The organism is Bacillus sp. ISL-7, from assembly GCF_018613065.1.
This window is the reverse complement of sequence record NZ_JAGGQW010000002.1, coordinates 1-13,511: the sequence shown is the minus strand read 5'-3', so window position 1 is coordinate 13,511 and position 13,511 is coordinate 1. Positions and strand designations below refer to the sequence as shown.

Here is a 13,511-nt window from a genome sequence, read left to right as displayed (position 1 = left end):
CACCATTATTTTCCTAGATTCTTTAATTTATCTCCAATAACTTCTCCAAGCTGAAAGCCTTTTGACTCTTCAGGAAGTTCATAGTCATGGTTTTCCTCATACTCTTTTTCAAGAAGTTCTTTAATGCTTAAGGATAAACGTTGATCTGACTCATTTGCCTCAAGAACTTTGACATCTACTTCCTGTCCTTCTTTTAATACTTCATGTGGTGTACCGATGTGTTTATGGGCAATTTGAGAGATATGAACCAGCCCTTCAACACCAGGAAATACTTCGACAAATGCACCATATGAAACCAATCTTTTCACTTTTCCTTTTAAAACGGTACCTTTTGGTGCTTTTTCGGAAATATTTGACCAAGGTCCAGGAAGTGTTTCTTTAATCGATAAAGAAATCCTTTCATTATCACGATCAACACTTAATACCTTAACCTGTACTTGTTGCCCTTCTTGAACTACATCAGATGGCTTATCGATGTGCTCATAAGATAATTGGGAAATATGAACAAGACCATCAATGCCGCCAATGTCTACAAATGCCCCAAAATCAGTGATTCTTTGAACTGTACCATCGATAATTTGGCCAACTTGAACAGCACTTAGGCGATTTTGTTTTTGTTTGCCTTTTTCTTGTTCTACAACAGCTCGATGAGAAAGAATTAATCGATTCTTTTCCTTATCAAGTTCTACAATTTTAAAGGTTAGGATACGGCCTTTATAATCGCTGAAATCTTCTACAAAATGAGCTTCAACGAGGGATGCTGGTACAAAACCACGAACTCCGAGATCAACAACAAGGCCGCCTTTTACGACGTCTTTAACCTCGGCTTCAAAAACTTCTCCACTTTGGAATTGTTTTTCTAAACTCTCCCATGCTTTTTCTGCATCTACTTTCCTTTTGGATAGGATGATTGCTTCTTCCTCTACTTTTAAAACTTCTAATTCTAATTCATCACCATCTGCGACTGCATCTGATGCTTTTTCAATATGCAAGCTTGAAAGTTCACTGATTGGGATGATTCCATCAATTTTGCTGCCTTGGATATCCACGAGCACCTGCTTTTCTTCTACTTTAGTAACTTGTCCTGTTACTTTATCCCCGATTTCAAAGTTTCTCACTTCTACTTGATTTAATTCTTCCGACATATGTATTCCTCCTTAATCCATTTACTCCTAAAAATTCTATATATGAACTGGTGAATGCCACGCAGCATACAACATATATAAAACAAACCTAAAAGCAGTGAATTTTCAAAAAAAAACTCTTTCCATTAACTTCTTACAAATAGTCTTTTTTGTCAAGCAGAACCTATTGATGTTCTTTTTTAAGTTTTTCAATCTTTGACATAATTAATTCAGTAACTTGTTCTGCTGAAGCTTTCTCTTTTCTCATTTCTTCCAGGTCAATGGGTTGTCCATAGACGACCTTTAATTTTCGGAAACTTCTATACGGTCCAATAATAGCACAAGGTACAACTGCTGCTGTTGATCTTAGAGCAAAAAATCCCGCCCCGGAAAGTCCTTTTCCTAGTTCCCCATTCTTACTCCTTGTTCCCTCTGGAAAAAGACCGAAAACATGACCATCCTTTAAAATCTTTAAACCTGTTCTAAGTGCTTCACGATCGTTAAATCCCCTTTTAACCGGAAATGCATTGCATTTCCTAACAATATTACCTAAAACAGGAACGGAAAAAATCTCTTCTTTTGCCATATAGTGAATAGGGCGTGGTGCCATGATTCCTACAACCATAGGATCGAAATTATGGATATGATTAGAACAAAGAAGAACCCCACCCTCTTTCGGGAAATCTTCACGTCCAATGGCTTCAATCCTGTACCATGGCTTAAAAACTCCATATATAACTGACCTTGCAAACGCATAAAACGTCACACCTATCCAATCCTTTCGTGCACCAACGTCATTATTTTTTCAACAACATCAGGAATTGTCAAAGAGGTTGTATCAATTTCAATTGCATCATCGGCTTTTTTCAGTGGTGCTATTTCTCTCTCTGAGTCGATTTTATCTCTACGAGCAATTTCTTCTTTCAACTTTTCTAAGTCGGATGGAAATCCTTTTTGGACATTTTCAATATGACGCCTCTCAGCTCTTTCCTCGACACTAGCAAGTAAGAATACCTTTACCTCTGCACCTGGCAATACATGTGTCCCGATGTCCCTACCATCCATTACAACTCCGCCTTCAGAGGCAAAAGCTTGTTGTCTTCTGACCATTTCTTCACGGACCTTCTGATGTTTAGCAACATATGAAGTAGAATTAGTTACTTCAGCAAAACGAATCTCATTTGTCACATCCCGATCGTCTAGATATACTAATTGTCCACTCTCAGAAGGCTGCAATTTAATATCCGTAGATAATAATGTCTCTAATAATGAATCTTCATCTTCTATATTTAGCTGATTAACTATTGCCTTATATGTTAATGCCCGGTACATAGCACCAGTATCGATATATATATAAGAAAGTTTTTCTGCTACAATTTTTGCAACTGTACTCTTACCGGCTGCAGCAGGGCCGTCTATTGCGATTGATATTTTTTTTTCCATAAATCCTCCTATTTGCCATCATGATTATCTCAGATGTTGTCTACTATTTATTTTACCACAAGATATGTCAATGCCTCTTTTATTTACGACTATAAAAATGAAATTTAATGACAATTATAATTATGTTCAATCAAAAGAAAGCAGGCAGGCCTGCTTTCTCATTTTCCTTGGAAGGTTTCAAGAATATCAGTATATGTATTTTCATTTACCCCTTCGTATTTTGTCAATTGTTTTACTTGAGGAAAGACATCCAACTGATGAAAAAATAACTGTGCAAAAAATAGAAAAATAAACTGTATGATGACAACTTTAATTAAAACACTTTCTACCTTTTTCATAACATCCACTCCACCAATCAATATATATTTATTATTGGAGTTATTTGAAAAAAATATAAGGAAAAGCAATTGCTCTTCCTTATATCACGTCTTCATATACCTTCTCAGCATTCTTCATTTTTTCAACATCTTCTTCTACACCGCTTTTTGCATTAATAAAAATACGATAGGTATCATCATCGATTGTCCCAAGGAACTCATAACAAAGCACCTCTTTGTTAAGGTCATTTATTATAATTGCCTGCCGGTCTTCCATTACTTTAAAGTTAGGATTCACCTTTGCTCGGGCTTGTTCTAAAGAAATAGCAGGCTTTTCTATTTTCCTTGTCTGAAAAGATTTTAAATACTCCTCGGCGGATACACCAATAATATCGCCATTGTCCAAAGCAACTTTAACTTTAATCGATTCAGGGTAAATTCTAATACCATTTATTTTTGAAACAAAATTGAAAACACCGATATTGTCATATTGTGTGCTTTCAAATATCTCTAAATCTTTAAAACCTGTTTCTTTTAGAAAAGTCGCCGCCTTATTATCAGCATCATTTAAACTGAGAACTTGTTTTTTTACATCTCGATGGTTAATAAACCAAATTGGATGTCCCGCTTTTTTGGTAATGTCCATACTGCCTTCATCACCGGTTTTCTTATTTTTTATGGAAACACTATAAAAACCATAATCGGAACCTTTTCCATTTTCAGTAACTTTCAATTCGGAATTCCCATCAATTTTCATATACTTTTTAGCGATCTTAATGGCTTCTTGCTTGGAAATCGTTTTTCCTTTTATTTTTTTAAAATTTTCATCCTTTTTTTGCATATTTACAAAAGTTGGGCCCAAGTCCGATTCTTCATAGCCTGTCACTGTCTTTTCTACAGATTTAAAGCCGTCAATTATTGTATTATCCGTAGATTCCTTGCCAGAAGCCAGGGCAAGTTCAACATCCATCCAGCGAAGGTTATTTTTGAGTACCATATGCTGTACTTTTCGAAGGTCATCCTGAATATCACCAGACTGCTTATAAAGTACCTTTAAAGTGTTGTATTCATCCTTTGACAATGGTTCCTTGTCTAAATCTCTAGCAGCGGTTCGATAGCTGAAGTTTCCAATATTGGCCAAGAATTCCTCCGTCTTGTTAAAAGGTAGTAATGTTAGCGGCAGTTGCCCTACATCACTATGTGCTTCTGAAGTAATCCTCCATACCTCAATTAACGATGGAGACAAGGATTGCCTTGAATTCATTGCAAGGGTTGTTCCAATCTTATCATGTAATAAATCCACTTGATAGGAAAGATCATGGAATGCTCGTTGATAAGTATTTTCTGCATTTATTAATATTGCATTTTTTTCCTGATGTTCTTGGTAGCCCCAATAGGCTGTTCCCGCGACACCTACAGCGAGAACACCTATTAATATTCCTCTAATCAATTCTATTCACCTCTCTACTTGCAAAAAATATGTTTCCCGATTTGTTTTATTTGAGGTCGTCCCCATATCCAGCCGCTAGTAGCAGTATCTGGGTTAAAATAGTATAATGCCTCTCCAGTTGGATCCCAACCATTGATTGCATCTATTACGGCTTTCTTAGCATTTTCATTTGGTGTTAGCCAAATTTGCCCATCAGCAACAGCAGTGAAAGCACCAGGCTCAAAAATTACTCCTGAAACTGTATTAGGAAATGTTGAACTATTCACCCTATTGAGAATAACAGCTGCAACAGCAACTTGACCTGTATAAGGTTCTCCCCTTGATTCTCCATAAACGGCATTAGCCATCAATTGGATATCATTTTGTGAATAACCATTTGGTATGTTAGCAGCTGTTGGCTTTTTGGGTGTCCCATTTTTTGGTGCTGTGTTTTTTTGAGCTGTATTTTCTGGTGGAGCTGTTTTTTTGGGTGTTTGTTTTGCTGGTGCTTTGTTTGTTGGATTAGGGGCACTTTGTTTACTTTCATCTACACCACCGTAATGTGTAAATTTGTTACCTGAGTTTATTTGTTTTTTTACAAACTGTTCATTGTATTTGCTTGCATTGGCTAATTTTAATTTTGTTGGCCACCCCGCCAATCCATCAATTGGCAGCCCAAATTCATATTGAAAATTTCTTAACGCCCAATACGTACTCCATCCGAATACCCCATCAATCTCCCCATGGTAAAATCCAATATACTGGAGCCTGGATTGCAGTTCAATGACATCATCACCAACTGCACCTTTTTGGATAATCTGATTAGAGAAAGCTCTGACCTCCTTGCTCTCAATAAAAGAAGATGTCCCAAACATAAGAAAGATTAGTATGAAAAATTTTAGCAGGATTTTTTTCTTTATCATGGAATATTAACCCCCATTGTAAATCTTTTATCAGTAACCCTATTTTTTGTTTAAATGGTGTTTTTATTCCATTTTAATGAGAATAAATAAAAAAACCCTTTACAAGTGAAGGGTTTTTTGGACAGCATATTGTTTTTTCATATGATTGGCACTTAATATTTTAGCTTTTTTCACTTTCCTAAGTCCAAACCACCAAAGAAAAATCATAAAAGGAAAAATAATAAAGAGCCAATTTTCTTGGGAAATTAAGATAAAATCGTATGCACCGTGCAGAAGAAATGGTAAGAGAAGGGAAAATATAACCCATTTAGCTTTATTCCCTTCTGTAAACTTTGCTTTTCCAATATAAAAGCCCATAATTACACCAAATAGAGCGTGACTTGAAACAGGTAATAATGCACGTGTTACCGCATGTTCGATTCCATTAGCTATTAAATAGAAGATATTCTCTATTGTAGCAAAACCAAGTGAAACAGCTACACCATAGACAATTCCATCAAAGGGTTCATCAAACTCTACATGCTGATAGACAACATAAAAGAGGATAAACCATTTGAAAAACTCTTCAAATAGACCTGAGCTAAGAAACGCATTGAAAAGATCAGATTTAATTATATGTTCTGTTTCAAGTACATGCTGGATAAACATGATTGGAAACACAAGAAGAGCTCCGTACATAAATGTCCTTAGAACGAAGGATATTGGCTCTGAGTCATATTCATCTTTTAAATAAAAATAACTAAGTAAGGCCAGTCCGGGGGCAATTCCGGCGGATAATATTCCCAGCATGATGAACCTCTTTTCCAATCCATTTTCTTAATCGTATCATGTATTCTCTATAAAGAAAATGAAAGATTCATTCCATTTATTAAGCTGACTTCAACCGTTTGACCTTTGGTTAGCTTAAAATTTAATTTCCTTCAAATTGCTAGCAAGGGCAACAGCCAATTTAATTCTTGCTTTTTTAGAGTCGTTGTCACTCCCTAGAATAACTCCCTTATTAAAAAGATCAAAGGCACTTCCTTCATAATCATAGGTTGTGTATACTGAACCCTCTTCTGCGCTAGTAGTGACAACCAGTTTAATTCCCGCTGCAATAGCTTTTTCAATTTCTTCCATCATTTTAGGCGCAACCTGACCACGTCCCACTCCTTCTAGGACAATTCCAGCAATCCCCGCCTCTCGAGCTGCCTTAATAAATTTCCCATCAGCTCCAATATAGCATTTAATGATTTCGACTTGAGGAATAGATGATTCTATTTCAAAATACTCTCTTTTAATTGGTTTTTGAAAAACATGAACTTGATCGTTATCAATAATGCCAAGATAGCCAAATCCAAATGCATTGAAACCCTGGATATTGGATGCATGTTCTTTTTTTACATATCTTGCAGCAAATATTCGTTCATTAAAAACGACAACGGTGCCAGCATCCCTTAAATCATGAGAACAAGCACAATAAATGGCATGACGCAAATTAATATACACATCGCTGCCTAAATCCTCTGGCGAGCGCTGGGAACCTGTAACGACAACAGTTCTTGGGTCTTTAATTGTTAAATCAAGAAAATAGGATGTTTCTTCCATTGTATCCGTTCCATGTGTGACAACCACGCCTGAAACATCTTCATCCTTAAAATAGTCCTCAATTTTGTTTTTTAATAAAATTAAATCATCAAATGTGATATGAATACTTGCTTTTTGAAAAACAGATTCAATAACGACTTCAATGTCCTTTGGCAAATTACACATACTAGCGAGCTCTTCACCAGTTAACGCACCTGAGGCTAATTTCCCTGAATCTTTATTTGGTTTGCTTGCTATTGTTCCACCTGTTGTTAATAAGACAACTTTTTTCATCACTTTGTCACCCTTTTTGCATCTTTTTCTAGGATTGAGCAAGCAATTTCCCCACCGTGGAACCTGCCATTTTCAATGAATATTTCATTTGCGTTATTTCCTGCCGCAATTACACCTGCTATATATATCCCCTCAATATTTGTCTCCATTGTATCTGCATTAAAGAAGGGCCGCCCTGATTCCCCATCTATTTTTACACCCATGTTCCGTAAAAATTGATGATCTGGATGGTAGCCTGTCATTGCAAAAACAAAATCATTGCTTATCACATTTTCGTTATGGTCTTTTATATATACAACTTGATTTTCCGTTATTTCTTTTAGGGTAGCGTTAAATTCCATCAAAATGGTTCCCGCCCGGACCAACGCTTCAAATTCAGGAAGAATCCATGGCTTTATACTTGGAGAGTATTTTTCACCACGATATAAAACGGTCACTCTCGCTCCAGCCTTCACAAGTTCTATTGCAGCGTCAACACTAGAATTTTTCCCACCAATCACACAAACATCTTTATCATAATAGGGATGGGCTTCTTTAAAATAGTGAAATACCTTGGATAAATTTTCACCAGGTACCTCCATATAATTGGGATGATCATAATAACCGGTTGCGATGATTACATAGCGAGCACAATAAGTATTTTTATTGGTAAAAACATGAAACAGCTCACCTTGTTTTGATACACTGGTAACTTTTTCAAACGCATTTATTCGTAACTGTTTCCGTTTGGCAACTTCTCGATAATAAACAAGCGCCTGATTTCTTTTAGGCTTATAATGTTCTGTAATAAAGGGTACTTCGCCAATTTCTAATTTTTCTGCTGTACTAAAAAAGGTTTGATGTGTCGGGTAGTGATAAATTGAATTCACCACATTTCCTTTTTCAATAATAAGTGGTTTTTTCCCTATATCCTGAACTGCAATCGCCGCTGCTAAACCACATGGGCCACCGCCAACAATAATGATATCTTCTATTTGCATAATAAGTACACCCCTTAAAACAATCATACAGAATAACAAAAAACTCCTATCGTCTATGATAGGAGTTTTTTCACTATGTTTCAATGGATAAGTTTTAAATCCAGCCTCTAAAACGGCTTGCCTCTGCCATTTTTCTAACTCCAACCATATATGCAGCAAGTCGCATATCGACACGGCGTGTTTGGGCAGTGTCATAAATATTGTTAAAGGATTTTATCATTACCTTTTCCAGTTTTTCTTCTACTTCTTCCTCAGACCAATAGTAACCTTGGTTATTTTGAACCCATTCGAAATAAGAAACGGTTACACCTCCGGCAGATGCTAATACATCCGGGACAAGGAGAATTCCTCGTTCAGTTAAAATCTCTGTCGCCTCTAGTGTAGTTGGACCATTTGCCGCCTCTACCACAATGCTTGCACGAATATTATGAGCGTTTTCTTCAGTAATTTGATTTTCTATTGCAGCAGGAACAAGAATATCGCATTCAAGTTCTAGCAATTCCTTATTTGTTATCGTGTTATTAAATAATTTTGTAACCGTTCCAAAGCTATCTCGTCTATCCAATAGATAATCAATATCCAAACCATTTGGATCATGCAAAGCTCCGTATGCATCAGAAATTCCAATTACTTTTGCACCTGCATCATGCATGAATTTAGATAAAAAGCTTCCAGCATTACCAAAACCTTGGATAACAACCCTTGCACCCTCAATTTGAATACCTTTCTTTTTAGCAGCCTCTTGGATACAGATTGTTACTCCTTTTGCCGTTGCAGACTCACGTCCATGTGACCCTCCAAGAACCAGTGGTTTACCTGTAATAAAACCTGGTGAATTAAATTCATCAATTCGGCTATATTCATCCATCATCCAAGCCATGATTTGCGAATTGGTAAACACATCAGGAGCTGGAATGTCTTTAGTTGGTCCAACAATTTGACTGATTGCTCTTACGTATCCCCGGCTTAATCTTTCAAGCTCTCTAAAGGACATATCACGAGGGTCGCAGACAATACCGCCTTTACCACCGCCATACGGAAGATCGACAATTCCACATTTTAAGCTCATCCAAATTGAAAGGGCTTTCACTTCCGTTTCTGTCACACCTGGATGGAAACGAATCCCACCCTTTGTTGGCCCCACAGCATCATTATGCTGGGCACGGTAACCAGTAAATATTTTTATGGAACCGTCATCCATTCTAATTGGAATTTTAACTGTCATTAAACGTAATGGCTCTTTTAAGAGCTCATATACCTCTTCAGGATAACCTAACTTTTCAAGGGCTTTATGTATAACGGTTTGTGTCGATTTCAACACATCATGCTTTTCCTCTTGATTAGTCTTTTCATTATCTTTATCGGCTACCATTTGTAATCCTCCCTAAAAAAATGCTACGAATGTTGTCAGCTTTCAGACACAAGTATACACCTTTAATTGATTTATGCAAGAGGAAAAAACAACTACCTGAACCATTATGTAAACGTTGCCATTTGCATTTTTAAAGGATTTCTAAAAATTGCAATGGCTACAAATTATATCTTAAAAGCTTTTAATGATTGAAAGGGCGGTGGTTGCCCTCTTCTAACTTACTTTCTTAAAAAGAAGCTAAATTACTTGAAATATTGAAGAATAGTTTCCACCGCATTATTTTCGATTATTCGTTTCCCATACTCAGCTAAAACGTACGGACTTAGAATAGAAGCATTACCAAATTCAGATAAAACACAAGCTGCCTTAATATTATTTTCAGTTTCTAAATTATTCATTACTAAATAATAGCGGTTATGCATTGCATATAGGCTTCCACCAAAAATATTGACAGTGGACAGTCTTTTTGAAAGACCAATTATATCCTCAAAATCATCAAACTCATACAATAGGTCCTCAAAACCTTCCATCCTTACTTGCATTTCAATAAATCCATCATATAGAATTTCCTCATCTTCAATTGCTTCATCAACGGTAATGATCAATATCATCCCTTGAGCCTGGAGGGAGAACACCTCTACCGCCACAGAACCTTGGATATCAACGTCAAATTCCTCACTTGCCTCTTCCACCAAATCATGAAAAAGCTGATTCCATTTTATGGAGTCTTTCCAAATATCTTCTTTGGAGAGTCCCCTGTCAAATAAATCATCAGAGGTTAGAAAAATTTTTATTTTATTGGCCGTTAAGCGTTCTAAGCGCATGATTTTGCCCCCTGCCGTGACATAACTCTTGTTTTCAGTGTATGCCCTGGGGTCCTGTTGGTGAATTGTCTATATTTATCCTTCCATATCAGAATTCCACTTTAGTGTAATCAAGTGACATTCAGCAGGTGCCCCTAACCTTAAAGGGATGGTAGTGGTACCATAACCATTACTAATAAGAAGAATGGTATTATCTAATCTTTTTATTTTCCCTCTTTCATGTGGACTATATCCTAAAATATGAATTTGCCCCCCGTGGGTATGACCACATAACACTAAGCGAATTTCATGTTCAGAAAGAATCTTATTTGTAATATCAGGATAATGGCTTGCTAGAATTTTAAAACTTTTCTCTTCTGCATCTAGTAAGGCTAAATCCAGACGATCTCGGTCTTGCTTTAAATCATCTACACCAAGTAAACAGAATTTTTCACCCTCTGCTGATTCAAAAGTCACAGCGGTGTTATCTAATATTTTAATACCTAACTCCAGGAGGATGGCATCTAATTTATGATAATCTACTTCATAATCATTGTTTCCCCATACAAAGTAGACAGGACCAATTTGCTTTAGTTTCAACAAGTTTGCTTTAACTTTCTCAAAAGGAACCCCTTTTTCTGTTAAATCTCCGCCGATTACAACTATATTTGCCTTCCCCTTAACAGGGTTAATAATTTTATCAGATATCTTTCTCCTATGAATATCCGATATAAAAAAGATCGAAACACTACCAAGAGATTTAGGAAAGTCAGAAAAAGATAATTCATGTTCTATTACTTTATTTAAAAATGCTTCTCTTAACATATATATAAGAAGACATACACCACCGATAAACAGGACAACTAAACTAATAACCATATTTCCTTTTCCCCATTTCTTAACTTAATGTTCAATGGAAATCATACCATAAAAAAGACTTAAACTAAAAAAGACAAGGGTTTGCTCCCATCCCATTTTAAAAAGAAGGAAAAAAATAAAAAAAAGGAAGAGATATTCCAAGAAAAGATTCATACCTAATTTTTCTCGTTTCTGCCCCATTTTTCTTGTCCTATGTAACAGCTCACGAATAACTTTTCCGGTAACGAGAAATCCAATAAAAAAAACCACTGAAGCTATAAAAAATTTTAATGGATTTATTACAAGCCCTATAAAGAACTCAGAAAGGACAAATGGATGAGGAATCGTAATCCATTTAATGAGCAGATATCCACTTAGAAAAATAACCAAATCCGTCAATACTTTTTTATACATAAAAATCCCTCCCATACAATGTATGAGAAGGATTGAAAATATTACCTAATTCAGTTATTGGTCCTCTTCGATACTTAAAATTCTGAACCCATGTTCTTCCAGCCTCTTTGTAAATTTGTCCATATTGTTCTTCTTTTCAACCTTCATAACAATTCTTCGGACAATAATCAGTTTCATCAAAAGTTCACCTTAAAATTGATTGTCTGCATTATCTATTATTCTTCGATAATCCTTAGATAAATCCCATTTATTAAGATAAATGTCATAGTAAAACGAAAAATTCATATTATTAAATGATGTTGAATAAAGGGAGGGCTAAAATGAATACACACTTTAAAACCTATCATCCTTATGCGAGTCCGTTTGACCCTTGCAAGCCAATTCCTGAAAAAACTTACTCTACCCCGCCACATTTATATATGGGCTTTCAACCACCTAATCTTCCACAATTTTCACCGCAAGAAGCATTGAGAGCTGGCACGCTCTGGAAGGACTTCTATGATCCTTGGTACAATTCCTTGGAGAAAGCAAAAGGGGGCCTGCCAACATGAAACAGGTCCCTGCCGAATATTATCAAATAATGGAGCAGCTTCAAACGGTTGACTTTGTTTTAGTAGAACTCACATTATATTTAGATACCCATCCTGATGACCTAGAGGCAATCAATCAATTCAATCATTACGCAAAAGAACGAAAACGTATCAAAAAGGCATTTGAAAGCCAATTTGGTCCATTGCTTCAATTTGGAAATAGCTACTCCGGATATCCATGGAACTGGAAAGATACCCCATGGCCGTGGCAAGTTTAATTAAAGGGAGGGAAGAGCTCAATGTGGGTTTATGAGAAAAAATTACAATACCCTGTTCGAGTCAGTACTTGTAATCCAACCTTAGCAAAATATTTAATTGAGCAATATGGGGGTGCCGACGGCGAACTTGCTGCTGCACTCCGATACTTAAACCAACGATACACGATTCCAGATAAGGTAATTGGCCTTCTAACAGATATCGGTACAGAAGAGTTCGCTCACCTCGAAATGATTGCTACAATGGTCTACAAATTAACGAAAGACGCCACGCCTGAGCAAATGAAGGCAGCTGGATTGGGAGCACATTATGCTGACCATGATAGTGCTTTATACTACCATAATGCCGCAGGAGTTCCATTTACAGCAACTTATATAACCGCTAAGGGTGACCCAATTGCAGATTTATATGAAGATATTGCAGCAGAAGAAAAGGCAAGGGCTACCTACCAGTGGTTGATTAACATAAGTGATGATCCAGATATCAATGATAGTCTGCGCTTCTTACGTGAACGGGAAATCATTCATTCGCAACGTTTCCGGGAAGCAGTAGAAATTTTAAAAGACCAACAGGGTAAAAAGACGATTTTCTAATCAAATAAGAAGCAGTTAGTCTGCTTCTTATTTTTTTTCATGATATAAGTTTATGTCATATTTTGTTTTCATCATTTCAAAAACAATGTGACGTGATTTCCATTCTTCTTCTTTTTTCCAATAATCCTTACTGCGGTCGACAATTTCACATCTTAATTCATGATATTCCTTTTCTGCTTTGTCTTTTTTTTCTTTCAGTAAATTCATTGTACCGTACATTCCGACACAAAAAACCAACAATGTTAAATTATTGGAGTCATTTACAAACGCAGAAAACATTGCAGCAAAGGAATAGGAATAAATACTGGCAACTGTGATATACAAATAGATTAAGAAACTAGCTGCTAAAATAATTGTGGCCCAAATTGAAAGAATATGCCGCTTTTTAAAACGGTCAAATTTTTCTTTTCGTTTTCTTACATTTTCAAGAGCCTGCTTGGTTGCCTGATCAGTATTTTCAAGTAATTGGATTGGAGAATCCATATTTATCACCCTCCATTTCTCTATATATACATATGAACTTGTCCCTTCTATTATGTTTTTCTATAAAAAAAAAACCGATCACTTTTGAACTGCACCCGAATTGTTG

The 13,511-nt window shown here is 36.2% G+C and carries 17 protein-coding genes and 1 pseudogene; 3 read left to right on the top strand and 15 right to left on the bottom strand.

Annotation, left to right across the window (positions count from 1 at the left end; genetic code table 11):
• Window positions 1–5 precede the first annotated feature (5 nt).
• The 14 genes and pseudogenes from rpsA to J7E66_RS32230 form a co-directional block, all read right to left on the bottom strand.
• On the bottom strand, window positions 6–1,145 hold the full coding sequence (gene rpsA / locus J7E66_RS00680; RefSeq protein ID WP_214997557.1) for a 30S ribosomal protein S1: 1,140 nt from the start codon (window positions 1,143–1,145) through the stop codon (window positions 6–8).
• 163 nt (window positions 1,146–1,308) lie between these two features.
• Window positions 1,309–1,890 carry a lysophospholipid acyltransferase family protein gene (locus tag J7E66_RS00675; protein ID WP_214997556.1) on the bottom strand — a complete coding sequence of 194 codons (582 nt, stop codon included), beginning with the start codon at window positions 1,888–1,890 and terminating at the stop codon, window positions 1,309–1,311.
• Window positions 1,891–1,892: 2 nt separating this feature from the next.
• A complete protein-coding gene (gene cmk, locus J7E66_RS00670) occupies window positions 1,893–2,567 on the bottom strand; it encodes a (d)CMP kinase (protein ID WP_214997555.1) in 675 nt (224 codons plus the stop codon).
• A 158-nt stretch (window positions 2,568–2,725) separates the two neighbouring features.
• Complete coding sequence (locus tag J7E66_RS00665) at window positions 2,726–2,905, bottom strand: YpfB family protein (RefSeq protein WP_214997554.1); 180 nt, start codon at window positions 2,903–2,905, stop codon at window positions 2,726–2,728.
• 79 nt (window positions 2,906–2,984) lie between these two features.
• A complete protein-coding gene (gene ypeB, locus J7E66_RS00660; RefSeq protein WP_214997553.1) occupies window positions 2,985–4,334 on the bottom strand; it encodes a germination protein YpeB in 1,350 nt (449 codons plus the stop codon).
• Between the two features lie 14 nt (window positions 4,335–4,348).
• Complete coding sequence (gene sleB / locus J7E66_RS00655) at window positions 4,349–5,188, bottom strand: spore cortex-lytic enzyme (protein ID WP_251032680.1); 840 nt, start codon at window positions 5,186–5,188, stop codon at window positions 4,349–4,351.
• A 147-nt stretch (window positions 5,189–5,335) separates the two neighbouring features.
• Entirely contained in the window at window positions 5,336–6,025 is a 690-nt protein-coding gene (gene prsW, locus J7E66_RS00650; protein WP_214997551.1) for a glutamic-type intramembrane protease PrsW, read from the bottom strand.
• Window positions 6,026–6,139: 114 nt separating this feature from the next.
• Window positions 6,140–7,096, bottom strand: coding sequence for an asparaginase (locus tag J7E66_RS00645; RefSeq protein ID WP_214997550.1), 957 nt, complete (start codon window positions 7,094–7,096; stop codon window positions 6,140–6,142).
• Window positions 7,096–8,076, bottom strand: a complete 981-nt coding sequence (locus J7E66_RS00640) for a YpdA family putative bacillithiol disulfide reductase (protein ID WP_214997549.1) — start codon at window positions 8,074–8,076, stop codon at window positions 7,096–7,098. The genes J7E66_RS00645 and J7E66_RS00640 overlap by 1 nt, the downstream gene beginning before the upstream one ends.
• Before the next feature lie 94 nt (window positions 8,077–8,170).
• A complete protein-coding gene (locus J7E66_RS00635) occupies window positions 8,171–9,448 on the bottom strand; it encodes a Glu/Leu/Phe/Val family dehydrogenase (protein WP_214997548.1) in 1,278 nt (425 codons plus the stop codon).
• A 242-nt stretch (window positions 9,449–9,690) separates the two neighbouring features.
• Entirely contained in the window at window positions 9,691–10,272 is a 582-nt protein-coding gene (locus J7E66_RS00630) for a genetic competence negative regulator (protein ID WP_214718979.1), read from the bottom strand.
• A 75-nt stretch (window positions 10,273–10,347) separates the two neighbouring features.
• Window positions 10,348–11,130: a metallophosphoesterase gene (locus J7E66_RS00625; protein WP_168244937.1), complete on the bottom strand. Its 783-nt coding sequence runs from the start codon at window positions 11,128–11,130 to the stop codon at window positions 10,348–10,350.
• Between the two features lie 24 nt (window positions 11,131–11,154).
• Window positions 11,155–11,523, bottom strand: coding sequence for a hypothetical protein (locus tag J7E66_RS00620; RefSeq protein WP_214997547.1), 369 nt, complete (start codon window positions 11,521–11,523; stop codon window positions 11,155–11,157).
• Between the two features lie 54 nt (window positions 11,524–11,577).
• Window positions 11,578–11,707 (bottom strand): annotated as a pseudogene (locus J7E66_RS32230) (CBS domain-containing protein); the annotation flags it as partial.
• A gap of 136 nt (window positions 11,708–11,843) precedes the next feature.
• Here J7E66_RS32230 and J7E66_RS00615 point away from each other — a divergent pair.
• Genes J7E66_RS00615 through J7E66_RS00605 form a run of 3 tightly spaced genes read left to right on the top strand, consistent with a single transcriptional unit; the run spans window position 11,844 to window position 12,922 of the window.
• Window positions 11,844–12,074: a spore coat associated protein CotJA gene (locus J7E66_RS00615; protein WP_214718973.1), complete on the top strand. Its 231-nt coding sequence runs from the start codon at window positions 11,844–11,846 to the stop codon at window positions 12,072–12,074.
• The gene (locus tag J7E66_RS00610) at window positions 12,071–12,331 is read left to right on the top strand and encodes a spore coat protein CotJB (RefSeq protein WP_214718971.1); all 261 of its coding nucleotides are present in this window, start codon (window positions 12,071–12,073) and stop codon (window positions 12,329–12,331) included. The genes J7E66_RS00615 and J7E66_RS00610 overlap by 4 nt, the downstream gene beginning before the upstream one ends.
• Before the next feature lie 21 nt (window positions 12,332–12,352).
• Entirely contained in the window at window positions 12,353–12,922 is a 570-nt protein-coding gene (locus tag J7E66_RS00605) for a manganese catalase family protein (RefSeq protein ID WP_214718968.1), read from the top strand.
• A 27-nt stretch (window positions 12,923–12,949) separates the two neighbouring features.
• On the opposite strand, the gene J7E66_RS00600 is transcribed toward J7E66_RS00605, so the two are convergent.
• A complete protein-coding gene (locus J7E66_RS00600; protein WP_214997546.1) occupies window positions 12,950–13,405 on the bottom strand; it encodes a YpbF family protein in 456 nt (151 codons plus the stop codon).
• Between the last annotated feature and the right edge of the window lie 106 nt (window positions 13,406–13,511).

What these genes read in the sequence shown, in the direction of transcription:
- J7E66_RS00635 (WP_214997548.1), bottom strand. Translation starts at nt 9,448, where the DNA reads ATGGTAGCCGATAAAGATAATGAAAAGACTAATCAAGAGGAAAAGCAT.
- J7E66_RS00620 (WP_214997547.1), bottom strand. Translation starts at nt 11,523, where the DNA reads ATGTATAAAAAAGTATTGACGGATTTGGTTATTTTTCTAAGTGGATAT.
- J7E66_RS00615 (WP_214718973.1), top strand. Translation starts at nt 11,844, where the DNA reads ATGAATACACACTTTAAAACCTATCATCCTTATGCGAGTCCGTTTGAC.
- J7E66_RS00640 (WP_214997549.1), bottom strand. Translation starts at nt 8,076, where the DNA reads ATGCAAATAGAAGATATCATTATTGTTGGCGGTGGCCCATGTGGTTTA.
- sleB (WP_251032680.1), bottom strand. Translation starts at nt 5,188, where the DNA reads ATGTTTGGGACATCTTCTTTTATTGAGAGCAAGGAGGTCAGAGCTTTC.
- rpsA (WP_214997557.1), bottom strand. Translation starts at nt 1,145, where the DNA reads ATGTCGGAAGAATTAAATCAAGTAGAAGTGAGAAACTTTGAAATCGGG.
- J7E66_RS00625 (WP_168244937.1), bottom strand. Translation starts at nt 11,130, where the DNA reads ATGGTTATTAGTTTAGTTGTCCTGTTTATCGGTGGTGTATGTCTTCTT.
- J7E66_RS00630 (WP_214718979.1), bottom strand. Translation starts at nt 10,272, where the DNA reads ATGCGCTTAGAACGCTTAACGGCCAATAAAATAAAAATTTTTCTAACC.
- J7E66_RS00605 (WP_214718968.1), top strand. Translation starts at nt 12,353, where the DNA reads ATGTGGGTTTATGAGAAAAAATTACAATACCCTGTTCGAGTCAGTACT.
- J7E66_RS00665 (WP_214997554.1), bottom strand. Translation starts at nt 2,905, where the DNA reads ATGAAAAAGGTAGAAAGTGTTTTAATTAAAGTTGTCATCATACAGTTT.
- cmk (WP_214997555.1), bottom strand. Translation starts at nt 2,567, where the DNA reads ATGGAAAAAAAAATATCAATCGCAATAGACGGCCCTGCTGCAGCCGGT.
- J7E66_RS00645 (WP_214997550.1), bottom strand. Translation starts at nt 7,096, where the DNA reads ATGAAAAAAGTTGTCTTATTAACAACAGGTGGAACAATAGCAAGCAAA.
- J7E66_RS00600 (WP_214997546.1), bottom strand. Translation starts at nt 13,405, where the DNA reads ATGGATTCTCCAATCCAATTACTTGAAAATACTGATCAGGCAACCAAG.
- J7E66_RS00610 (WP_214718971.1), top strand. Translation starts at nt 12,071, where the DNA reads ATGAAACAGGTCCCTGCCGAATATTATCAAATAATGGAGCAGCTTCAA.
- prsW (WP_214997551.1), bottom strand. Translation starts at nt 6,025, where the DNA reads ATGCTGGGAATATTATCCGCCGGAATTGCCCCCGGACTGGCCTTACTT.